This window comes from Companilactobacillus furfuricola (genome assembly GCF_003946325.1).
GTDB classification, from domain to species: domain Bacteria; phylum Bacillota; class Bacilli; order Lactobacillales; family Lactobacillaceae; genus Companilactobacillus; species Companilactobacillus furfuricola.
This window is the reverse complement of the sequence record NZ_RHNT01000001.1, coordinates 220,148-241,183: the sequence shown is the minus strand read 5'-3', so window position 1 is coordinate 241,183 and position 21,036 is coordinate 220,148. Positions and strand designations below refer to the sequence as shown.

Here is a 21,036-nt window from a genome sequence, read left to right as displayed (position 1 = left end):
GAACAGCTTTCAGGCTTAATCAACATTATTAAGAATTGTGGTGATATTTGAATGAATTTATTAATGAAAATAGATAAGTGGATCGGCATTATACTAATAGTAGTAGGTCTACTAGGGTTTATCTTCAAATGGTTTTCTGATCAAAGCTCTTTGATCTATGCTGGTATCGGATTGATGTTAATAGTTATATCAGCTACTGCTGACCAAAAAAAATAGAGCATTCCCAGTTTGGGATGCTCTTTTATTATGCAGCTTGTTTATGTTTTAAGTTAGAGATTGCTTGTTCAATGGTAGTACCGTTACCATAAATACTGGAATCTTCCACATCTACTGCTGTGAATAATTGATCTTTCATGTCTAAAAGAATTCTGTATTTCATCAATATTCACACTTCCTTTATGTTCCGTGTTACTAAGAGGTAGCGACTGTTGACTACTATACAAGAATTTTTATCAAAATGCAACCTTTATTTCTTGACTTTGATAAAAAAATCAATCATGATATATTCAATATAATATAAAAGGAGAATCTTAATTGCTCGATACATTTTTAAGACTAATTAAATGGGTATTGATTATTGCTGTTGCAGCAGTTTTGTTATTCGTGTTTATTCATGTCGTATTTCCAGTGATCGCGGTCTTGATCATTGCTGGCGTCATTTATTATCTCTATAAAAGAAACCGACTGGCACGTCAAAAAGCTCGCTACACGCCAGAGGGACGTAAAAAGGTAAATTAAACAATGAAAGCAATGCTTGTTCAAGCATTGCTTTTTAAGTGTCCTGGATTATTTCTCAGGTTCAGCGACGGCAAAGTCACCAAATTTAGCATTGACTGCTTTAGCTAGATCGTGTGGTTCGATAATAACTGAATAGCCAATTTTTCCGGCGGATACGATGATCTTTTCAGATTTGTCAGCTTCGTTGTCAAAATAAATTGGGTAATTGTGCAGCGAGTGAATGCCGACAGGACTATTAGCTCCGTGCTCAAAACCACTAGTCTTAACTAAATCTTTTAGTGGAACCATTCCCACTTTTTTATTACCAGACAGTTTTGCTAATTTCTTGTAACTGATATGTTTGTCTAAAGGCACCATTCCAACAATTGGTCCAGTTTTATTACCCGTCAAGACTAAAGTTTTGTAGATTTTAATGCCATCGCGAACGCTATTATCAGTGACTAATTCTTGAGTATCGCCATCTGCTTGAGTTGCAAAGGTGATGGGGACGTAGTCGACTTTTTCTTTATCAAGGATTTTTTCCACGAGGGTTTTTGTTACTTTTTTCTTTTTGCTCATTCGATTCACCAAGTATTTTCATAATTTAATTATTGAAACTCATCATTAATATAATAACAAAACTGAAAAATAATGTGCGACTGTTGCTTTTGAAAATAGCGTTATTTCTTAAATAAATTTTCAGCATTTTTGAAAACACTGTTATATAATAGAAAAACGTAAGACGAAAGGACGAGATATCATGGGACTTTTTAGTCGCAAAAAAGAAGCACAAGATCCTGCTGATAACGATTTTAGCAAGATCTCACAAGAGATAAAGAAGAGTCCTCAAAAGCTCAGTCAGGCACAGCGATTATTTAAGAATGATAAATCAAGGCGTGTCCAAGCTACAGGTAATACAGAGAGTAAAAATAAACAATAAATATTATTAGCAGAAAATAATATTTATTATAAGAGTGGTTCGTGATAAAATATACTAAACGATTTGGAGAGGAGTAATTATGGCAATTACAACTGGAAGAACCGCTATTTTACATCGAAACGACTTTTTAGAGAGATTTTTAACCTACAATACTGTCTTTCAAGAGTTCTTTAAGACTATGGATCTGATCGATCGTGGTGAAGCATTGAAATATGAGACATACGATCGATTAATTAACAACTTCTTATTGAACCTGAAGATTTATGGGGTACATTGTTCCTCCTTTCTGGAAAAAGAACAATTGACAAATACTTTATTTGAAGAGAAGTTAAATTTATATTTTATTGAATTAGTTGAATCTTTGAAGTGTCTCGACACTAAGAATAACCAGTTGGATCGCTCTAAAATGCAACTAGCTCAACAAAAGATCAGTGACTCAGGTCGCGCTTTTGTACAAATTATTGATCATAATATTAGTTAAGACGTTGTTTAACGTCTTTTTTTTATCATGAAAATTTAGTACTCTTATAGATGATTATGGAGTGATTTAATGAAGTGGATAAAGATTAGCGTCGAAGCACCGAATGACTTCAATGAAGAAATAATTTCTGATGTTCTGATGAAAGTTGGCGCATCAGGAACAGAGATCATTGATAACAATACGCCGTCAGCAGATGAACCAGGTAAATATGGTGAGATCTATCCTGAACATCAACAACTAGAGCAGGTGACGATCAACGCTTATTTTAGCGAGGATGATTTTTCCCAAGAGATCGTTTCAAATTTGAAGAAAGAAATCGCCAAGCTGAGCGACTTCGGCTTTGATGTCAGCCAAGTAGCGGTCAAAACTTCAACTTTGGATGATGCCGATTGGGAGAACAATTGGAAGGAATATTATCATCCGATCCATATTAGTCGTTATTTGACAGTTGTCCCACAGTGGGTCGATTATCAAACACAAAATAACGAGCAAACAATTATTATGGATCCAGGCAAGTCGTTTGGAACTGGTACTCATCCAACGACTTTTACTTGTATGCAAGCTCTAGAAATGATTTTGGGCGACGCCGAGTCGTTGTATGATGTGGGGACTGGTTCGGGTATTTTGTCGATCCAGGCTCGGAAATTAGGTGTCAAGGATATAACAGCGTTTGATCTAGATCCTGAAGCCGTAGCGGCAGCCAAGATGAATTTACAGTTGAACAATGATTGTAAAGATATTCCGGTCTACGAAAATTCGCTGTTAGATGGCGTTGATGGCAAAGTTGATGTTATCGTAGCTAATATCTTGGCAAATATTATTATGGACTTCATTCCTGATATTGAATCACATTTGAATCCTAATGGTTTTGTAATTTTATCAGGTATCATCAATGAAAAAGAAGCACAGATCACTGGATCGATGAAAGAACATGGCTTTGATGTTATTGAAGCTTTTCATTTGAAAGGTTGGTCGACCTTGATCTGTAAACGTAAAAAAGATATCGAGGAACAAAATGGAGCAATACTTCGTTAATACAGCAATTTCAGCACCTGAATTCCTATTAGATGACAAAGAACAATTTCGTCATATAATTACGGTGTTGAGACATCAAATAGGTGACATAATTTATTTCGTAGATCCCACTAGTCAATTGTTTGAGGCTAAGCTAGTTCAAATAGACAATAAGTCAGCGACATTCGCCATCTCAAAGAGTGATCTTCCTTCGACCGAGCTGCCGGTAGAAGTGACGATTGCTTGTTCTTTGTCAAAAAAAGATAAGATCGAGTGGATCACCCAAAAAGCAACTGAATTGGGTGCTTCAAAGATCATTTTCTTCAACTCGCGTTATTCGATCATGAATTGGAAAGATAATGTCGTTGAGAAGAAATTGGCACGTTTAAATGAGATAGCAAAAAATGCTGCCCAACAATCAAAAAGACGGGTTATTCCTAAAGTGGAATACTTCAAGAAATTTGAGCAACTTCTGACTGCCAATAACGACTTGAAACTTTTAGCTTATGAGGAATCAGCCAAGCAGGGTGAAATCAGTCAACTAGCTAAGTCACTTTCGAAATCGCATCGATCGATCATCGGTGTTTTTGGTCCAGAAGGAGGGATCTCTGCTGATGAAGCTGACCAGTTAATGAATGCTGGCTATTTATCGGTTGGCTTAGGTCCTCGGATCTTGCGGGCCGAAACTGCGCCAATGTACCTATTATCAGTGATATCCTATAGTTATGAATTACAAATGAATGAGGAATAAAATTGAAAAATCTTTGGACGGAAATCAAAAAATCAAAAACGACCTACATTGCACTGATCTCAGTAATTTTGGTCTTCATTATGCCGATCTTATTTAACTTGTTCCACTTAGGGAAAAGTAATCGGATAATCTTTTTATTTTTTATTATTAATATTTTGTTTGCCGGTTTTATTGGCTGGTTTTCAAAAAAATATGCACTGTCATTTTACAACCTGGTGATTTTTCCAGTCATTTTTGTCATCAGCGTCTTTGTGAAGTATGGCCGCTATGGATATTTTTTAGCGGGGATCTATTTAATCTTAAGTGTTTTGATTTATTTCTTATTTGATGAATAATTAATTGAATTTTAACTACTTATACACGATAATAATTAATAAGCCGAAAAAGCACTCTGTGAGTGCTTTTTATGTTAGGAAAAGGGAGCGATCAGGGTGAAAAAAAGAAAAGATTATACTCCTGATGAGGTGCTCGATATTTGTCGTCAATATATGAATGATGAGCACGTAGATTTTGTGAATAAAGCATACAATTTTGCGGCCTATGTTCATAAAGAACAAAAACGTGCTACAGGGGAACCGTACATTATCCATCCAACACAGGTTGCTCAAATTCTAGCATCACTACATATGGACCCATATACGGTTGCAGCAGGATATTTGCACGATGTGGTCGAGGATACGAATGTCACTTTGGGCGATGTCAAAGAGCTTTTTGGAGATCAAGTAGCTACGATCGTTGATGGAGTTACGAAAATCAGTAAATACAAATATCGTTCTCATCAAGAATTATTGGCAGAGAATCATCGAAAGATGTTGATCGCCACAGCGAAAGACTTGCGTGTCATTATGGTCAAGTTGGCAGATAGACTGCACAACATGCGGACTTTAAAGGCGTTACGTCCTGATAAACAGCGTCGGATCGCTAATGAAACCCTTGAGATCTATGCACCACTGGCTGACCGGTTAGGTATTAGTAAGATCAAGTGGGAATTAGAGGATCTATCTCTTCAATATATCAATCCACAACAATACTATCGGATCGTTCATTTGATGAATAGTAAGCGTGAACAACGTGAAGGCTATATTGCGGAAGCTATCAAGTACATCAAAACTAGCGTTGATTCACTTCACATTAAATATGAGATATACGGGCGTCCGAAACACATTTACTCCATTTACAAAAAGATGCGCGACAAACACAAGCAGTTCTCGGAATTGTATGATCTCTTAGCAATTCGGATCGTCGTCGATACTGTTAAAGATTGTTATGCCGTCTTAGGATCGATCCATTCTAAGTGGAAACCGATCCCTGGTAGATTCAAAGATTATATTGCGGTACCAAAGACGAATGGCTATCAGTCATTACACACGACAATTATCGGCCCTGGAGGACAGCCACTCGAAGTACAGATCAGAACTTATGCCATGCATGATGTGGCAGAATATGGTGTTGCCGCTCACTGGGCGTATAAAGAAGGTAACTTTAAGGGAGTTCACTTAGATTCTGATGAACAAAAAATCGATGTCTTCCGTGAGATTTTGGAACTACAAGAAAATTCCGATAATGCTGCTGACTTTATGAAGTCAGTCAAAGGGGAGATTTTTAACGATCGGGTTTACGTTTTCACGCCTCGAGGCGAGGTTATCGAATTGCCCAAAGGCTCTGTACCACTAGACTTTGCTTATCAAGTTCACACGGAAGTAGGTAGCCATTCTGTTGGTGCTAAAGTCAACGGCCGGATGGTACCATTGAATTATCAGCTAAAAAATGGCGATATCGTTGAAATGCTGACTTCATCTAACGCTAAGCCTAGTCGAGATTGGGTCAAGCTAGTCTATACGACTAGAGCACGAAATAAAATCAGACGTTACTTCAGGATCAAGGACCGGGAAGAGAATATTCAACTTGGTCATGAATTGATCGAAGCCGAATTAAAGAGTCAATCATTATCTGCTAAAAAATTCTTAGACAAAACTCACATCGAAAAAGTTGTCGAGAGATTCAATTATACTGATGAAGATGAACTTTTTAATGCTGTCGGATACGGTGAATTGTCACCACTTAACGTCGTCCACAAATTGATCAATGAAGATCCAGAAAACAAAAAAGAGTACGAACGTAAGGAACTTGAAGAAAAAGTTATCACAGAGGATGATAACAAAGAACGTAAAGCTCCCAATGAGCACGTTCAAAACAAGATCCAAAAAGAACGAAGCAATGCTAATAATAGTATTTCTGTTGAAGGGATCGACAATTTGTTGATCCGCTTAGCAAAATGCTGTAACCCGATCCCTGGAGATGACATTGTCGGATATATCACCAAGGGGCGGGGATTAACGATCCATCGTGCTGATTGTCCAAACGTCCAAAGTGAAGAGGCTAGAAAACGATTTATCGACGTAAGTTGGGAAAACGTTACTTCTGACAAACGCTACATTGCTGAGTTAGACATCTATGGCTTTAATCGCAATGGACTGTTGAATGATGTGCTTCAGGTGATCAATTCAACTACCAATGCATTGAATAATGTTAACGGAAGTCTGGACCGTGATAAGATGGCGATCATCCACGTTTCGGTCGGAGTCAATAATAAAGAACATCTTGATAAGATCATTTCGAAACTAAACAGCGTTCCTGATGTTTATCAAGTGAAGAGGACGATTGAATAATGAAAGTAGTTATCCAACGTGTCTCAAAAGCAAAAGTTTCAGTTGACAATGAAGTGCTTGGTCAGATCGATCAAGGATTTTGTTTGCTGGTTGGTTTTGCAGATGAAGACACAGATGAAACAATTGAATATATGGCCAGAAAGATTGCTAACATGCGGATTTTTTCCAATTCTGACGACAAGATGAACTTATCGATCAAAGATGTTCATGGCAAAATATTGTCAATTTCACAATTTACCTTGTATGCTGATACTAAGCATGGAAATCGGCCCAGTTTCACTGGAGCAGGTAATTTTGCAGAATCAAAACAGAAATATCAACAATTCAATCAAGAATTGGTAAAGCATGATCTAGAAGTAGCTACTGGTGAATTTGGAGCTGACATGCAAATTGATTTGACTAATGATGGTCCGGTTACCATCATCATGGAGCGATAATATGACAAGTATTGTATGGGACTTTGATGGAACTTTGGCCAACAGTTATCCGGGAATGGTCACCGCTGTTCAGCAGTCATTAAAGGACAATTTTCAAATCGATATTTCTCGAGATACTATTTTTAAAGATATTAAGAAAACTTCGATCAGAAATTATGTTCAGGAACTATTTTCTGCCGATGAAAGTACCAAAGACAACGTTGAAGCAAACGTAAAGACGTTTTATCATGATTACAAGTTTATTGAGCATGAACACCAAGACGATATTGTTTTGATGCCGCATGCTTTGAAGACTTTAAAAGCATTGCAGGAAAAGGGCATTCAGCAGTTTGTGATCACTCATCGTGATCAATCGATTTTTGAAATCGCTAAGGCTTTAAAGATCGCACAATATTTTGATGAAATTGTAAGTGTTGAAGATAACTTCACACGCAAGCCTGATCCTAATATGCTAGAATATTTGATGAATAAACATCATGTTGCACCTAAAGATTTATTGGTTATTGGTGATCGGAAAATCGATATCGATTTTGGCGATTCTGTCGGTGCATCTACCGTGCTGTATTCTGATAAACAGAGTGATTTTGGTCAAGATAAAACTGTTAGTGATTTGAAAGAAATTTGTGATTTAGTTTAAATTATGAATGCATAAAAGCTTCCCGAATTAACACGGGAAGCTTTTTTTAGATGCTACTGATTTTGAATCTTTGAAATTCCACATTTCAGAAATTAGAAGTATTTGAATGATAAACAATAGTGAAACATTATTACGATAAAAAAAGTGCTATCCAATTTTGATCGTTGCAAATACTGCAACAAATTGGGTAGCACTTTTTATTTTTAAGAATGTGAAAACGAGACCCGCTACACAGAATCCGCCGGTTAACACAAGTGGAGGCATTGCTTCACAATACTTTGTGCAACTACCTGCGTTGATCTTCAACAGTTGACCATTGCTTTTGCTCGCTATTGAAAGTAGTTTTTGAGGCCGGCGGTTACGGCTTTAGCTATTTGTGTTTTGTATTTTTGAGAAGTGATGTGTTTATAATCTGATTTTGAATTGATATAACCTAATTCTATTAAGACAGAAGGTTGACTGTTGTAATGAAGGACGTAGAGGTCTTTTTCTTGCGTTCCACGATTCTTGATTTGAACGCCTTTTAGTTGGGCATTGATATCTTTGGCCAACTTTCCATCTTTGTTCTTTTGATAATAGTAAGTCGTGATCCCAGAACCTGGGCTTGACGACGATGTTGAATCAAAATGGAGACTGATAAAGGCATCGGCTTCGATTTTGCTTGATTGACGAGCTCTTTCACCAAGTGATTTAGTATCATCGCCATTTCTAGTCAAAATAACTCTGGCACCTGTCTTTTCTAATTCTTTTTTGATGGCTTGGGCATATTCAAGTGTGAAGTTCTTTTCGTAAGTCTTTTTGCTTGAAATAGCACCAGTATCATCGCCACCATGCCCAGGGTCGATGATGATGGTCGATTCAGAAATATTAGTTGCAGCAGATTTTACAGGATTCTTAGTTCCAGACACAGTTACGACCCAGCTAGCGACGTAGCCGACTGAGCCATCGCTATCACGAACTTTATACCATTTGCCATCTTTGCCCAGGTAATCGAAATTCTTACCAACATTGACGGTTTTAACGATTCGACCATTGGAATTTGGTTCGATCCTTAACTTAGTACTTGGTTGTGTGACGGTAACTGTTTTGACACCATCTTTGTTGTTTGAGTTGTGAGCACTATCGGGTCCTGACGTTTCTTGTGTACCTTCAATAAATTCAGTTTTGACCCAACCAGCAGTCCCTTTGTAGAGTATCTGTGTCCAATCGCTTTCTTGATACATGATCGAAACTTTTTGTGATTGGGAAACAGTTCCTAACACATCACTGGATGCATCAGCGTTTTTGAAAACGGTCGTGTTTTGTACTTTGATAAGGCCTACTTTATTAGCAGTCGAACTCACAGTAGTATTGTCCAAAAGCCAGCTAGCTACCCAGCCGATTTTGTCGCCAGCAAGCCGCACTTCATACCATTTGTTCTTTTCACTAATGATCGATAGTTTGTCACCTTTTTTCACTTGTCCCATATTGGCATAAGATAATCCGGGCCCAATTCGGACATTGACAGAATCGGATTTGACGACTACGGAATTGGCATTGGCGAGCGCAACAGTTGAGACACTCGAAATAGCCAATAAAAAGGCAAGAGCGACAATTATTTTATATTTGCGTAAAAATGTAAGAACTTTTTGAAGTATCTTTTTCATAAAAAACATTCCTTTTTTGACTCGCAAAAATAGGTTACTTTTCCTCATACTTTATATATTACTAAAAAATCTAGTCTTTTGGCGCAGAATAAAGAATATTTATAGAAAATTTGATTATTTTGAAAATAAATTTACTAATATTCATTGCAATGTTTCAAAAAAAGCTCCAAGACAATGAAAGAAACTTGACAATTGTATCATTTTTGATTAATTTAGAACTATATTATTTAATCAAACCGATTTACTTCACAGAGAGCCTGTATGCTGAGATCAGGCAGTAAATGTCTTCGTGACGAAACACAAACGTTTGGCAGGCGTTAACTGTAGAAATAAACTAGGTGGTACCGTGCCATGAAAGCACCCTTGTCGTTTTGACGAGGATGCTTTTTTGTTTGAAACGAGTTCCAGGAGAAAGCGGCCTCCGGTTAACAAACTATCAGCGAGCGCTGCAAGCAGCACTCTAGTGCTGATAGTCCGTTAATCCTCAGCAGCTGACCATCTCCTTGCACTCTCTAATTTTTTTAAAGGGGTATAGAATATGCGTTATCAAAAGCCGAAAGGTACTATGGATATTTTGCCAGGTGAATCTAGCAAGTGGCAATACGTTGAAAATGTTGCAAAGAATGTTTTTGACCGTTATCGTTTTTCCGAGATCCGTACACCAATTTTCGAATCATATGAGGTGTTTGAAAGATCATCAGGTGATACATCCGATATTGTTTCTAAGGAAATGTATGATTTCAAAGATAAGGGCGATCGTCATTTAGCATTAAGACCGGAAGGAACGGCTGGTGTGGTTCGTGCTTACGTCGAAAACAAACTTTATGGTCCAGAGCATGTGAAACCATATAAAGTCTGGTACAAAGGGCCAATGTTTAGATATGAACGTCCACAATCAGGTCGTCAACGTCAATTCCATCAAATCGGTGTGGAAGCATTCGGTTCCGATTCACCAGAATTAGATGTTGAAATCATCACAATGGGACTGGCCTTTTTAAATGAGCTTGGTATCAAGAATTTAAAAGTTGCGATCAACACTTTAGGTGATCCAGAATCTCGTGCTAACTATCATCAAGCTTTGGTCGATTATTTTACGCCCTTTAAGGATCAACTTAGTGATGACTCCAAAATCCGTTTGGAAAAGAATCCGCTTCGTATTCTAGATAGTAAAGACAAGAACGACAAAGAAATCGTTAAAGATGCTCCATCGATCTTGGACTATTTAAATGATGCTTCATCAAAGCGCTTCGAATACTTGAAGTCACTGTTGGATGATTTAGATATTAATTATGAAGTTGACCCAACTATGGTTCGTGGACTTGATTATTACAATCACACAATTTTTGAGTTCATGGTGACAGATCCGGCTTTTAATAATAAAGAAATCACCGTTCTAGCTGGTGGCCGTTACAACGGCCTAGTTGAAGAATTAGGTGGTCCCGAAACTCCTGGTATCGGATTTGGTCTAGGTGTTGAAAGACTATTGTTGCTGATCGACGACCAATTAGATCTCACGACTGACTTAGATGTATATTTAGTTACTATTGGTGAAAAAGCTGAAAAAGCTTCCGTAAAGATTTTGGCTGGATTACGTGCAGCTGGATTTTCAGCCGATAAGGATTATTTGAGTCGTAAAACAAAGGCTCAATTCAAATCCGCTAATAATCTAAATGCCAAATACACAGTAACCATTGGTGACAATGAGTTGGAAAATGATACTGCCAATGTTAAGAATATGGCAACTGGTGAAGAACATCCCGTATCTTTAGCAAATTTAGCTGCAGAACTGAAAGGAATCGAGGAAAAATAATGCAAAAACGCACAGACTATTGCGGAAATATTGATGAAAAATATGTTGGTCAAACCGTATCTCTTGATGGATGGGTCCAACGTCGTCGTGATCTAGGTGGACTTATTTTCGTTGACCTTCGTGATTACAAAGGAATCGTTCAATTAGTTTTTAATAACGATGAAGGCGAGATCTTCAAGCAAGCTGAAACACTTAGATCAGAATATGTCATCAACGCTATTGGTAAAGTTCAATTGCGTGGTGAAAAAGCTATCAACCCCGATATGAAGACGGGGAAGGTCGAAGTTTTAGTTGACAAGCTTGAGATTTTGAATAAGTCAAAAACACCTCCTTTTGAAATTGCTGACGACATTGATACAACTGAAGAGACTAAATTAAAGTATCGTTACTTAGATTTTCGTCGTCCTGTGATGCAAAAAGCACTTAGAACTAGAGCTCAAATCAAGCACTCAGTTAACGAGTACTTGTATGACAACGGCTTTATCGATATTGAAACGCCTAACTTAGGAAAGTCATCTCCTGAAGGTGCTCGTGATTACTTAGTTCCATCACGTGTTTACCCAGGAAGTTTTTATGCTTTGCCTCAATCACCACAATTGTTTAAGCAATTGTTGATGGTCGGAGGATTTGATCGTTACTTCCAATTAGCTCACTGCTTCCGTGATGAAGACCTTCGTGGTGATCGTCAACCAGAATTTACACAGATCGATATTGAAACTAGTTTCATGTCAGCTGAAGAGATCCAAGATGTCACTGAAGGCTTGATTGCTCGTGTTATGAAGGATGAAAAAGGTATCGACGTTAAATTGCCATTCCCACGGATACAATGGGATGATGCCATGGATCGCTTTGGTTCAGATAAACCAGATATCCGTTTTGGTATGGAATTACAAAACTTAAATGATATTTTTGCCGATTCAGAATTCAAAGTATTCAAAGGTGCCATTGATAACGGTGGTCAAGTCAAAGCTATCGTTGTTAAGAATAATGCGGACAAATATTCACGTAAGAATATCGATGCTTATACTGAATACATCAAACGTTTTGGCGCTAAGGGTCTTGCTTGGGTCAAATATAATGATGACAAGTTGACAGGTCCGGTTGCTAAATTCATTACTTCTCATGAAGATGATTTAGTGAAGAGATTAGGTCTTGAGAATAATGATTTAGTCTTATTCGTAGCTGATCGCAAGAAAGTTGTCGCCGATGCTTTAGGTTGGTTAAGAACTGATATCGCTAAAGATTTGCATTTGTACGATGAAAATGAATTTGCTTATTGCTGGGTCGTAAATTGGCCACTCTTTGAATATGACGAAGGTATTCAAAGATGGACAGCTGCTCACCATCCATTTACTATGCCAAATGAAGAAGACGTTCACTATCTCGATGATGGTGAAGATCCACATAAGGCTTACGCTCAAAGTTATGATATTGTCTTAAATGGCTATGAATTAGGTGGTGGATCGATCCGTATCCACAACCGTGACATCCAAGAAAAGATGCTCAAAGCACTTGATTTCACGCCTGAAAGAGCTAATGCTGAATTTGGTTACTTACTGGATGCCTTGACATTTGGTTGCCCACCACATGGTGGTTTAGCAATTGGTCTTGATCGTTTCGCTATGTTGTTGTCCGGTAAAGACAATATTCGTGACGTAATTTCATTCCCTAAGAATTCAAATGCTACTGAACCAATGACACATGCGCCTGCTCGGGTATCTGACGAGCAATTGCAAGAACTTGGTATTGAAGTAGCCGATAAAGATAAATAATAATTAGAAGCATCCTGGAAATAATCTAGGATGCTTTTTTTACTCAAAAATATTCTTAGAATATATCCCGCCATAATGTTTTTTTGCAAACAATTGCTTGAATTTTTTTAAAAATTTATGAGCAAAATATTAGTAAACGATATGTGGTTGTTTATACTATTTTATATACAAAGGAGTGATTTTATTGGCAGACGCATACAAGAAGAACACAGAGGATCTAAACGAAATGGAGTATATGGTTACTCAACACGCAGCTACAGAGAAGCCTTTTAGTGGGGAATACGATGATTTTTATCAAAAAGGTATTTACGTAGACATTGCAAGTGGTGAACCACTATTTTCATCAGCAAAGAAATACGATGCTGGATGTGGATGGCCTTCATTCAGTCAGCCAATTGCTAAGTTACAAGAAAATCGTGATACTTCAATTGGTATCGAAAGAACTGAAGTCCGTAGTGGATCAGCTAATTCGCATTTGGGACATGTCTTTACTGATGGGCCACAAGATCAAGGTGGATTGAGATATTGTATCAATTCAGCAGCTTTGAAATTTATCCCATATGATGAGATGGATGCAAAAGGCTATGGCGACTACAAGAAGTTCGTTGATGAGGGGGACAAATAATGAAGGAAGAAACTGCAATTTTTGCTGGTGGATGTTTCTGGTGCATGGTCCATCCATTTGATCAACAACCTGGTATTATCTCGGTTATTTCTGGATATACTGGTGGACACGTTCCTAATCCTACTTATGAACAAGTTTGTTCTGAAACTACTGGACATACTGAAGCAGTTAAGATCACTTACGATGCTGACATTATTTCATACAAAGAATTAGTTGAAATTTATTGGATGGTAGCTGATCCAACTGATGCTACGGGGCAATTCCAAGATCGTGGCGATAGTTATCGTCCTGTGATTTATTACGCGAATGATGAACAGAAACAAATTGCAGAAGCTTCAAAGAAACAATTAGCTGAGTCAGGTGAGTTTGACGATCCGATCGTTACTCAGATCTTGCCAGCCAAAGAATTTTATGTAGCTGAAGATTATCACCAAGACTTCTACAAGAAGAATCCTGAGAGATTTGAAATGGAAGAAATGGGTGGACGCGCAGCTTATATTCAAAAACATCAAAAGTAACGTATTCCGTGAGTATTCACTAGTATTTGTGGTAAGATTACAACGTATATATTAATGAACAAATAACTAGGAGAATTTTTCATGGATGAACTGGATAAGTTGATTGAAAGACATCAAAGCTTATCGAAATTATCAGTTGCTTTTCTTTATTCTATTACCGTATCAATAGCCGTTAATATGTTTTGGACACCAGGTGGAATTTATGGTTCTGGTATTACTGGTGCTGCTCAGTTGGTCTCAACTATTACTGAGCGGTGGTTCCCATTTCATATTTCAACGGCTATTATGCTAGTTGTATTAAACGCACCACTGTTTGTATTAGCTTGGACGAAGATCGAACACAAATTTACCATGTTTACGTTTGTAGCAGTCATTTTATCATCGTTCATGATGCACTGGATCCCGCCTTTGGAGATCACGGCAGACCCTTTGGTCTGTGCGATCTTTGGTGCGGTGGTCAATGGATTTGGTACCGGAATGGCTCTGCGTAACGGAATCTCAACTGGTGGTATTGATATCATCGGGATCGTACTAAGAAGGAAAACGGGTAAAAGTGTTGGTACGATCAATATTATGTTTAATTTAATGATCATTGCTTTTGCGGGATTTTTATTCGGCTGGGTCCATGCGCTATATAGTGCGGTAAGTATTTTTATTAACGGACAAGTAATCGATATGATCTATAACAAGGATCAAAAGCTACAAGTGATGATCGTTACGTCTAAACCTAAATCTGTTATCACTGAGATTCAAAATGAGATGCGTCGTGGGATCACTATCGTTCACGATGCGGAAGGTGCTTATAAGCATCAACAAAAGACGATCTTGTTCACTGTTATTTCCCGAGCTGAACAGCATGAATTAGAAAATGCGATGTATGAATCAGATCCACATGCTTTCGTCAGTGTTACGGATACTGTTAAGGTATTGGGTAGGTTTTATCAGAAACACATTTATTAATGGAGGGTCAAGAATGATAATTGGGTCACATGTTGCCATGAAGGCACCAAAAATGTTAGTTGGATCAGCGCAAGAAGCTCACAGTTATGGAGCTAATGCAATGATGATTTTTACTGGAGCTTCACAAAATACTCGTCGTAAAGACACTTCTGAGATGAGGATCGAAGAAGGTAAGAAATTACTAGAAGAGTATGGGATCAATAACATCATTGGTCATGCACCTTATATCATCAATCTTGGCAATACCGTTAAGCCACAAAATCTCCAATTTGGAATTGAATTCATGCAAGGTGAGATCAAACGTTGCGATGCTTTGGGCATTCAAGCGTTAAGTTTTCATCCAGGTGCGCACCTGGGCAAAGGTCCAGATGTCGCATTAAAGCAAATTGCTGAAGCAATGGATGAGATCATCGATGAGCAACAAAATGTTAGTATTGCCATTGAGACTATGGCTGGAAAGGGTACTGAAGTCGGAATAACCTTTGAACAAATAGCTCAAATATTTGATCACTGTCAAAAAAACGACAAGTTATCAGTAACGATCGATACGTGTCATATGAGTGATGCAGGATATGACATCAAAAATGATTTTGACGGTGTCTTAAACGAATTTGATCACATTTTAGGAATCGACAAAATTTCAGTCGTGCATCTGAATGACTCCAAGAACGAACGAGGTTCACACAAAGATCGTCACGATGACATCGGCTTTGGTACGATCGGATTCGACGCTTTAAATTACGTGGCACATCATCCACAACTAGAACAAGTTCCTAAGATCATGGAAACGCCATACGTCAAGAAAGATGAAAATGACAAAAAAGGCGTGCCCGCATTTAAAGAAGAAATCGATATGCTGAGAAGCGAAACATTTGATCCTGAAATGAAAAAGAAGCTAATCAACAGTATCTAAGCGTGAAATCATATATTTCAAATAAAAACAGCTAACGTTCAAATCGCAGTGCGATAACGTTAGCTGTTTTTACGTATTAAGATCAAAAATATTTGTATGAAAAAAGCCAGCCCGAGGCTAGCTTTTATGAAATCCATTAAAATTAAGTTGTTCCATAATCAATGCCGCAGTTTCCTCGATTGAACGATCAGCAGTATTAATCACATAACAGCCGATCTTATCATAAATATTATTTGAAAATTGGAGTTCTTTTTCGATCTCGTCTTTTGCAGAATACATATTGTTTGGGTCTAATCCATAGGCAATCATCCGTTGACGTCTGATCTTTAAAAGAACGTTCATGTCAGTCGTTAAGCCGATCACTTTATTGGAATCGACCTTCCATAGTTCTTTAGGGATCTGAGCTTGCGGTACTAGTGGCATATTAGCAACTTTTAATCCTTTGTTTGCTAAATAAAGTGACAGGGGAGTCTTCGATGTTCTGGAGATGCCCAGTAAAACAAGATCTGCTTCCAAGAACCCCTTTGGATTTTGCCCATCATCATTATTTAAGGTAAACTCCATTGCTGAGATCATATCGAAATATTGTGTGTCAAGACTATGTGTCAGACCTTTCTTTCTCACGGGGTCAATTCCCGTTAATTGTGAAAAAGTTCCAATTATTGGGTTTATTACGTCGTAATATGTGATATTATTTTTCTGACAGAAGTCTTCGATCGTATGGATCGTAGCTTTTGATACAATTGTGTGAACAATGACTGCATCTTTTTCTTTAGCCATATCTAGAATGTGTTCTAGTGTGGAATCATTTTTAACAAAGGGAAATTTCGTGAAGCTAGTATCTAGTTCTGGGAACTGTGAGAATGCTGCTTGTGCCACTTTTTCAGCGGTTTCACCGGCGGCATCGGATAAAATAAAGACATTTTGTTCTTTTGTCATGAAAGCTCCTCCTAAAAAAATGAAAAAATAGTTTGAACATTAAGCTCTTTTTGTTATAATAACATATGAACTGTGAAAGAAATAGGCAGTTACGTTCAATATCGGAAGGAGGGATATCATATGGCAAAAACTATCGTTCATGAAAATGAGTCGCTTGATGATGCTCTTCGTCGCTTTAAACGTTCTGTCTCAAAGAGTGGTACACTTCAAGAATACAGAAAACGCGAATTCTACGAAAAACCAAGTGTTAAGAGAAAGTTAAAATCCGAGGCTGCTCGTAAGCGTAACAAGAAGCGTCGTTAATAATAAACCATATCCATTGGGTATGGTTTTTTTGATGGACTTTTTTCAAATCACTGGCTGATTGATAGTTGAACCTTGAAATGATTTGATAATTTCCATCAGTGTGTGAAAATTTTCTATAATATACAATAATTGTATTTTCTAATTTTTTTTGAAGAATACTGCTATTTTGACAGTGTTCTTTTTCTTTTCCTACAAGTTTTTACCAACGTTATGGTATCATTCAAAGTAACGACAGGGGTGTGATTTATTGACTGAAAATGAGCAACAAACTAAGAAAACAATTCAGATTAATGATCCGCAAGATGCGATCAATATTTTTGGCGTTAATGATGGTAACTTAAATTTGATCGAAGAAGGACTGAATGTTAAGGTCCATGCTTTTGGTGATCAAATCGATATTGTCGGCAACGGCAGCGATGTTAGCAAAGCTAATTCTCTTATCAGTAAGCTAATTAAGCTGTCTAACACTGGAATAACTTTTGGTTCAGCCGACATCGTCAGTGGTTTGAAAATGGCAGAGATAGGAACTCTGGACTATTTTGATGATCTTTACAAAGAGGAATTGATCAAAGACTTTAGTGGTAAGCCGGTCCGAGTGAGAAATTTTGGTCAAAGGCAATATGTCAACGCTATTCGTCATAACGATATTACTTTCGGTATTGGGCCTGCTGGTACTGGTAAAACGTATGTTGCAGTGGTAATGGCTGTTGCTGCTTTGAAAGCTGGCCGAGTGCAACGGATCGTTTTGACCCGTCCAGCAGTTGAGGCTGGTGAAAGTCTTGGTTTCTTGCCTGGAGATTTAAAAGAAAAAGTCGATCCTTATTTAAGACCAATTTATGATGCTCTTTATGCCATTATGGGTGCCGATCACACTAATCGTCTCTTAGAACGTGGTGTGATCGAAGTGGCACCATTAGCTTATATGAGAGGTCGGACTTTGGATGAATCATTTGTTATTTTGGATGAGGCTCAGAATACTACTCGAGAACAAATGAAGATGTTCTTAACTCGTTTGGGCTTTGACTCAAAGATGATCGTCAATGGTGACGCTACCCAGATCGACATCCCTGGACATGGCCGCAGTGGCTTAGTTCAGGCTGAAAAGATTTTACAAAATTTACCACACATCGAATTTGTGAACTTTACTTCTGCTGACGTTGTAAGACACCCAGTAGTCGCTGAAATTATCGATGCATATGAGGATACAGACTCAAAAGAAAAATAAACGGAGTAAGCTATGGATCTAGAAATATTTAATGATGATAATTTAATTGGTGAAGCTCGGCAAAAGTGGGTCGAAGATTTGGCCGATTTTGCAGCAACTGATCTTGAATTGGCCGACAATACACAGTTGTCGATCCATTTTGTAACAAAGAATGAGATTCACGAGATCAATAAGAAATATCGTGATGTTGATCGTGCAACTGACGTGATTAGTTTTGCCATCAATGATGGTGAGGATTCTCTTGATTATTTAGAACAACAAATCCCCGATTTACCAGTTGATTTGGGAGACTTATTTATTAGTGTTGAAATAGTTAAGGAACATGCCGATGAATATGAACATTCATTTGATCGGGAACTAGGATATACGATCGTCCACGGGATTTTGCATTTAAATGGTTATGACCACATCGAACCTGAAGACGAAAAGGTCATGATCGGATTACAAGAAAAGATACTAAGCGCCTACGGCTTAAAAAAATAAGAGGTAAGTAAAATTGACAATTGATGAAAAAACGTTATTTGCTAAAGCTACTGTAGCAATGGATCAAGCTTATGCACCATATTCTCATTATTCAGTTGGAGCAGCTATAGTTACTGAAGATGATGAGATCTACACTGGTTGTAACATCGAGAACGCTTCATATGGACTGACTAATTGTGCTGAGAGAACGGCCATTTTTAAAGCAGTTTCTGAAGGACATAAGTCAATTAAGACAATTATCATTGTCAATAAGACTTCAGAGATGTCCAAGCCTTGTGGGGCTTGTCGACAAGTAATGAGTGAATTTATGGGACCAAATAGTCAAGTTTATTTGGCCGATAAAGATAATAACTTCAAAGAATATACTTTCAAAGAAATTTTGCCATTAGCATTTAGTGATAAGGACATGGATAAATAATATGGATAATAATTTTCGTTCAGGATTCGTAGCGATCGTTGGTCGTCCAAACGTTGGTAAATCGACATTTATGAATCGGATCATCAAAGAACAAGTGGCAATCACGTCGCCAAAAGCTCAAACAACTCGAAATAAGATCCAGGGTATCTATACTGATGACCAAAGACAAATCGTCTTTTTAGATACACCCGGGATCCATAAGCCACATAATGATTTAGATCAATATATGGATAAAGCAGCTTTGTCAGCCTTAAAAGAAGTTGATGCAGTCTTATTCATGACTGAAGCTGGTCAAAAGGCTGGACCTGGTGATAAATTCATCATCGAAGAATTGGCCAATGTTAAAGCACCTGTCTTTTTGATCTTGAACAAGATCGATTTGATCAATCCTGATGAGATGGCACCCCAAATCGATGAATACAAAGATCTAATTGACTTTGCGGAAGTCATACCGATCTCTGCAACTAATGGTAATAATGTTGAGGATCTAATCGATTCATTGACTAAGCATTTACCGTTAGGACCTAAGTATTACGATGTAGACCAAATCACTGATCATCCAGAGTATTTCATAGTTGGTGAATTGATAAGAGAGAAGATCCTGGATGACACTCGTGATGAGATTCCTCATTCAGTGGCTGTCATTGTTGAATCGATGAATCAACGCAATGAGCGTGGTAAATTGCAAGTTGAAGCAACAATTTATGTTGAACGTGATAGTCAAAAAGCCATTGTCATCGGTAAAGGTGGCAGTATGTTGAAGAATATCGGGATCGGTTCACGGATCAAGATCGAACATTTGCTTGGGGAAAAGATCAATTTGAAGCTTTGGGTCAAGGTCAAGAAGAATTGGCGCGATGATCCGTTATTCCTTTCGAAAGCAGGGTACTCCTTAAAGGACCTCAAGTAATGAATCGTAAAACTAGTAATTTTTTTGGCATGGTGGTTAAACGACAACGATATCGAGAACATGATGCGTTAGTCACAATTTTGACAAAAGAATATGGCTTCAGAACTTTTTTGGTTCGTGCGACTCAAAATGGCAAGTCAAAGATCTCAGGAGCAGTGATCCCTTTTTCTTACGGAGATTACACGGGCGTTGTACGAAAAGACGGTTTGTCTTATCTGAATTCAGCTAGCAATATTAAGCAATTTGAACAAATTATTTTAGATATCGAATTAAACGCCTATGCGACTTTTTTATTTGATCTAGTTCACAATGCTTTTATGGAAGATAAAGTACCGCTTGCTTGGTATACAACAGTCTTTAAAAGCCTGCGCTATATCGACAATGGTTTTGATGCTCAGATAATCGTAAACATTATCCAAATGCACCTGTTAAAGATTTTTGGTGTCGAACCTAATATGCACCAATGTGTCGTAGGTGGCGAGACAGAAGGTAAATTTGATTTTTCCGTCGTCCTTGGTGGTTTATTGTGTTCCAAACACTTCGGTAATGATCCTAATCGACTGCATTTACAACCACAGACTTTGTATTTTTTAAGGTTGTTTAGTCAAATCAGTTTAGATCAAGTACATAGCGTGGAGTTAAAGTCAGAGAACAAGCAATTGATACAAAAAGCTATCGACGCAATTTATTTAGGATCAGTGGGTTATTATCCCAAGAGTAAATCATTTATCGATAAGATGCATAGTTGGCATTTGTAGCGTTGACAAGTGGTTTAAAAGTGACTATCATTATATTTATGTAAACAGCGATGTGGAATAGTGAAAGCCACAATTTTAATGGCGTACTTCTTTAAACTAATAATATA

26 protein-coding genes are annotated in these 21,036 nt (G+C 37.7%); 22 read left to right on the top strand and 4 right to left on the bottom strand.

Features of this window, described 5'->3' with window-relative positions:
- Nucleotides 1-51: 51 nt before the first annotated feature.
- Nucleotides 52-216, top strand: a complete 165-nt coding sequence (locus EKM78_RS12370; protein ID WP_164507123.1) for a hypothetical protein — start codon at nucleotides 52-54, stop codon at nucleotides 214-216.
- 28 nt (nucleotides 217-244) lie between these two features.
- On the opposite strand, the gene EKM78_RS12365 is transcribed toward EKM78_RS12370, so the two are convergent.
- Nucleotides 245-382: a hypothetical protein gene (locus EKM78_RS12365; protein ID WP_164507111.1), complete on the bottom strand. Its 138-nt coding sequence runs from the start codon at nucleotides 380-382 to the stop codon at nucleotides 245-247.
- Nucleotides 383-534: 152 nt separating this feature from the next.
- On the opposite strand from EKM78_RS12365, the gene EKM78_RS01095 reads away from it, so the two are divergent.
- Nucleotides 535-738 carry a hypothetical protein gene (locus EKM78_RS01095; RefSeq protein WP_125768105.1) on the top strand — a complete coding sequence of 68 codons (204 nt, stop codon included), beginning with the start codon at nucleotides 535-537 and terminating at the stop codon, nucleotides 736-738.
- Between the two features lie 48 nt (nucleotides 739-786).
- On the opposite strand, the gene EKM78_RS01090 is transcribed toward EKM78_RS01095, so the two are convergent.
- Nucleotides 787-1,296, bottom strand: coding sequence for a YbaK/EbsC family protein (locus EKM78_RS01090; protein ID WP_125768103.1), 510 nt, complete (start codon nucleotides 1,294-1,296; stop codon nucleotides 787-789).
- A gap of 181 nt (nucleotides 1,297-1,477) precedes the next feature.
- Here EKM78_RS01090 and EKM78_RS01085 point away from each other — a divergent pair, with 181 nt between their 5' ends.
- The 8 genes from EKM78_RS01085 (at nucleotide 1,478) to EKM78_RS01050 (ending at nucleotide 7,646) form a co-directional block, all read left to right on the top strand.
- Complete coding sequence (locus tag EKM78_RS01085; protein ID WP_125768101.1) at nucleotides 1,478-1,657, top strand: hypothetical protein; 180 nt, start codon at nucleotides 1,478-1,480, stop codon at nucleotides 1,655-1,657.
- Between the two features lie 79 nt (nucleotides 1,658-1,736).
- Nucleotides 1,737-2,138: a hypothetical protein gene (locus EKM78_RS01080; protein ID WP_125768099.1), complete on the top strand. Its 402-nt coding sequence runs from the start codon at nucleotides 1,737-1,739 to the stop codon at nucleotides 2,136-2,138.
- A gap of 69 nt (nucleotides 2,139-2,207) precedes the next feature.
- Complete coding sequence (gene prmA / locus EKM78_RS01075) at nucleotides 2,208-3,173, top strand: 50S ribosomal protein L11 methyltransferase (protein WP_125768097.1); 966 nt, start codon at nucleotides 2,208-2,210, stop codon at nucleotides 3,171-3,173.
- Complete coding sequence (locus tag EKM78_RS01070; RefSeq protein WP_125768095.1) at nucleotides 3,154-3,903, top strand: RsmE family RNA methyltransferase; 750 nt, start codon at nucleotides 3,154-3,156, stop codon at nucleotides 3,901-3,903. The genes prmA and EKM78_RS01070 overlap by 20 nt, the downstream gene beginning before the upstream one ends.
- A 2-nt stretch (nucleotides 3,904-3,905) precedes the next feature.
- Nucleotides 3,906-4,238, top strand: coding sequence for a hypothetical protein (locus EKM78_RS01065; RefSeq protein ID WP_125768093.1), 333 nt, complete (start codon nucleotides 3,906-3,908; stop codon nucleotides 4,236-4,238).
- 96 nt (nucleotides 4,239-4,334) lie between these two features.
- Nucleotides 4,335-6,572 (top strand): RelA/SpoT family protein, encoded by a 2,238-nt coding sequence (locus EKM78_RS01060; RefSeq protein WP_425453517.1) that lies wholly within the window; start codon nucleotides 4,335-4,337, stop codon nucleotides 6,570-6,572.
- Nucleotides 6,572-7,009: a D-aminoacyl-tRNA deacylase gene (dtd, locus tag EKM78_RS01055; RefSeq protein ID WP_125768091.1), complete on the top strand. Its 438-nt coding sequence runs from the start codon at nucleotides 6,572-6,574 to the stop codon at nucleotides 7,007-7,009. The genes EKM78_RS01060 and dtd overlap by 1 nt, the downstream gene beginning before the upstream one ends.
- 1 nt (nucleotide 7,010) lies before the next feature.
- Complete coding sequence (locus tag EKM78_RS01050; RefSeq protein WP_125768089.1) at nucleotides 7,011-7,646, top strand: HAD-IA family hydrolase; 636 nt, start codon at nucleotides 7,011-7,013, stop codon at nucleotides 7,644-7,646.
- A gap of 329 nt (nucleotides 7,647-7,975) precedes the next feature.
- Here the strand turns inward: EKM78_RS01050 and EKM78_RS01045 are convergent, their stop codons facing one another.
- Nucleotides 7,976-9,292 (bottom strand): N-acetylmuramoyl-L-alanine amidase family protein, encoded by a 1,317-nt coding sequence (locus EKM78_RS01045; RefSeq protein WP_125768087.1) that lies wholly within the window; start codon nucleotides 9,290-9,292, stop codon nucleotides 7,976-7,978.
- A gap of 538 nt (nucleotides 9,293-9,830) precedes the next feature.
- Between EKM78_RS01045 and hisS the strand changes: the two genes are divergently transcribed.
- The 6 genes from hisS to EKM78_RS01015 all read left to right on the top strand — a co-directional run bounded on the left by hisS (nucleotide 9,831) and on the right by EKM78_RS01015 (nucleotide 15,890).
- On the top strand, nucleotides 9,831-11,102 hold the full coding sequence (gene hisS / locus EKM78_RS01040) for a histidine--tRNA ligase (protein ID WP_125768085.1): 1,272 nt from the start codon (nucleotides 9,831-9,833) through the stop codon (nucleotides 11,100-11,102).
- On the top strand, nucleotides 11,102-12,874 hold the full coding sequence (aspS, locus tag EKM78_RS01035; protein WP_125768083.1) for an aspartate--tRNA ligase: 1,773 nt from the start codon (nucleotides 11,102-11,104) through the stop codon (nucleotides 12,872-12,874). The genes hisS and aspS overlap by 1 nt, the downstream gene beginning before the upstream one ends.
- A 184-nt stretch (nucleotides 12,875-13,058) precedes the next feature.
- The gene (msrB, locus tag EKM78_RS01030) at nucleotides 13,059-13,499 is read left to right on the top strand and encodes a peptide-methionine (R)-S-oxide reductase MsrB (protein WP_125768081.1); all 441 of its coding nucleotides are present in this window, start codon (nucleotides 13,059-13,061) and stop codon (nucleotides 13,497-13,499) included.
- On the top strand, nucleotides 13,499-14,017 hold the full coding sequence (msrA, locus tag EKM78_RS01025) for a peptide-methionine (S)-S-oxide reductase MsrA (protein ID WP_125768079.1): 519 nt from the start codon (nucleotides 13,499-13,501) through the stop codon (nucleotides 14,015-14,017). Before msrB ends, msrA begins: the two co-directional genes overlap by 1 nt.
- Nucleotides 14,018-14,098: 81 nt before the next feature.
- A complete protein-coding gene (locus EKM78_RS01020; protein WP_125768077.1) occupies nucleotides 14,099-14,977 on the top strand; it encodes a YitT family protein in 879 nt (292 codons plus the stop codon).
- 13 nt (nucleotides 14,978-14,990) lie between these two features.
- On the top strand, nucleotides 14,991-15,890 hold the full coding sequence (locus EKM78_RS01015) for a deoxyribonuclease IV (protein WP_125768075.1): 900 nt from the start codon (nucleotides 14,991-14,993) through the stop codon (nucleotides 15,888-15,890).
- A gap of 117 nt (nucleotides 15,891-16,007) precedes the next feature.
- Here the strand turns inward: EKM78_RS01015 and EKM78_RS01010 are convergent, their stop codons facing one another.
- The gene (locus EKM78_RS01010; RefSeq protein ID WP_125768073.1) at nucleotides 16,008-16,829 is read right to left on the bottom strand and encodes a pyruvate, water dikinase regulatory protein; all 822 of its coding nucleotides are present in this window, start codon (nucleotides 16,827-16,829) and stop codon (nucleotides 16,008-16,010) included.
- A gap of 120 nt (nucleotides 16,830-16,949) precedes the next feature.
- Between EKM78_RS01010 and rpsU the strand changes: the two genes are divergently transcribed.
- From rpsU to recO, 6 genes are all read left to right on the top strand, one after another.
- Nucleotides 16,950-17,132, top strand: a complete 183-nt coding sequence (gene rpsU, locus EKM78_RS01005; protein ID WP_010623558.1) for a 30S ribosomal protein S21 — start codon at nucleotides 16,950-16,952, stop codon at nucleotides 17,130-17,132.
- A 250-nt stretch (nucleotides 17,133-17,382) separates the two neighbouring features.
- Nucleotides 17,383-18,360 carry a PhoH family protein gene (locus EKM78_RS01000; RefSeq protein ID WP_125768071.1) on the top strand — a complete coding sequence of 326 codons (978 nt, stop codon included), beginning with the start codon at nucleotides 17,383-17,385 and terminating at the stop codon, nucleotides 18,358-18,360.
- A gap of 12 nt (nucleotides 18,361-18,372) precedes the next feature.
- Complete coding sequence (ybeY, locus tag EKM78_RS00995; RefSeq protein ID WP_125768069.1) at nucleotides 18,373-18,843, top strand: rRNA maturation RNase YbeY; 471 nt, start codon at nucleotides 18,373-18,375, stop codon at nucleotides 18,841-18,843.
- 13 nt (nucleotides 18,844-18,856) lie between these two features.
- Nucleotides 18,857-19,261, top strand: a complete 405-nt coding sequence (locus tag EKM78_RS00990; RefSeq protein WP_125768067.1) for a cytidine deaminase — start codon at nucleotides 18,857-18,859, stop codon at nucleotides 19,259-19,261.
- A gap of 1 nt (nucleotide 19,262) precedes the next feature.
- Nucleotides 19,263-20,171, top strand: a complete 909-nt coding sequence (era, locus tag EKM78_RS00985) for a GTPase Era (RefSeq protein WP_125768065.1) — start codon at nucleotides 19,263-19,265, stop codon at nucleotides 20,169-20,171.
- A 29-nt stretch (nucleotides 20,172-20,200) separates the two neighbouring features.
- Complete coding sequence (gene recO / locus EKM78_RS00980; RefSeq protein ID WP_245994695.1) at nucleotides 20,201-20,929, top strand: DNA repair protein RecO; 729 nt, start codon at nucleotides 20,201-20,203, stop codon at nucleotides 20,927-20,929.
- Nucleotides 20,930-21,036: the final 107 nt, after the last annotated feature.

What these genes read in the sequence shown, in the direction of transcription:
- era (WP_125768065.1), top strand. Translation starts at nt 19,263, where the DNA reads ATGGATAATAATTTTCGTTCAGGATTCGTAGCGATCGTTGGTCGTCCA.
- EKM78_RS01080 (WP_125768099.1), top strand. Translation starts at nt 1,737, where the DNA reads ATGGCAATTACAACTGGAAGAACCGCTATTTTACATCGAAACGACTTT.
- EKM78_RS01045 (WP_125768087.1), bottom strand. Translation starts at nt 9,292, where the DNA reads ATGAAAAAGATACTTCAAAAAGTTCTTACATTTTTACGCAAATATAAA.
- EKM78_RS01020 (WP_125768077.1), top strand. Translation starts at nt 14,099, where the DNA reads ATGGATGAACTGGATAAGTTGATTGAAAGACATCAAAGCTTATCGAAA.
- EKM78_RS01085 (WP_125768101.1), top strand. Translation starts at nt 1,478, where the DNA reads ATGGGACTTTTTAGTCGCAAAAAAGAAGCACAAGATCCTGCTGATAAC.
- EKM78_RS01070 (WP_125768095.1), top strand. Translation starts at nt 3,154, where the DNA reads ATGGAGCAATACTTCGTTAATACAGCAATTTCAGCACCTGAATTCCTA.
- ybeY (WP_125768069.1), top strand. Translation starts at nt 18,373, where the DNA reads ATGGATCTAGAAATATTTAATGATGATAATTTAATTGGTGAAGCTCGG.
- EKM78_RS01010 (WP_125768073.1), bottom strand. Translation starts at nt 16,829, where the DNA reads ATGACAAAAGAACAAAATGTCTTTATTTTATCCGATGCCGCCGGTGAA.
- EKM78_RS01015 (WP_125768075.1), top strand. Translation starts at nt 14,991, where the DNA reads ATGATAATTGGGTCACATGTTGCCATGAAGGCACCAAAAATGTTAGTT.
- dtd (WP_125768091.1), top strand. Translation starts at nt 6,572, where the DNA reads ATGAAAGTAGTTATCCAACGTGTCTCAAAAGCAAAAGTTTCAGTTGAC.
- EKM78_RS12370 (WP_164507123.1), top strand. Translation starts at nt 52, where the DNA reads ATGAATTTATTAATGAAAATAGATAAGTGGATCGGCATTATACTAATA.
- EKM78_RS01090 (WP_125768103.1), bottom strand. Translation starts at nt 1,296, where the DNA reads ATGAGCAAAAAGAAAAAAGTAACAAAAACCCTCGTGGAAAAAATCCTT.
- msrA (WP_125768079.1), top strand. Translation starts at nt 13,499, where the DNA reads ATGAAGGAAGAAACTGCAATTTTTGCTGGTGGATGTTTCTGGTGCATG.
- rpsU (WP_010623558.1), top strand. Translation starts at nt 16,950, where the DNA reads ATGGCAAAAACTATCGTTCATGAAAATGAGTCGCTTGATGATGCTCTT.
- recO (WP_245994695.1), top strand. Translation starts at nt 20,201, where the DNA reads ATGGTGGTTAAACGACAACGATATCGAGAACATGATGCGTTAGTCACA.
- prmA (WP_125768097.1), top strand. Translation starts at nt 2,208, where the DNA reads ATGAAGTGGATAAAGATTAGCGTCGAAGCACCGAATGACTTCAATGAA.
- aspS (WP_125768083.1), top strand. Translation starts at nt 11,102, where the DNA reads ATGCAAAAACGCACAGACTATTGCGGAAATATTGATGAAAAATATGTT.
- EKM78_RS01050 (WP_125768089.1), top strand. Translation starts at nt 7,011, where the DNA reads ATGACAAGTATTGTATGGGACTTTGATGGAACTTTGGCCAACAGTTAT.
- hisS (WP_125768085.1), top strand. Translation starts at nt 9,831, where the DNA reads ATGCGTTATCAAAAGCCGAAAGGTACTATGGATATTTTGCCAGGTGAA.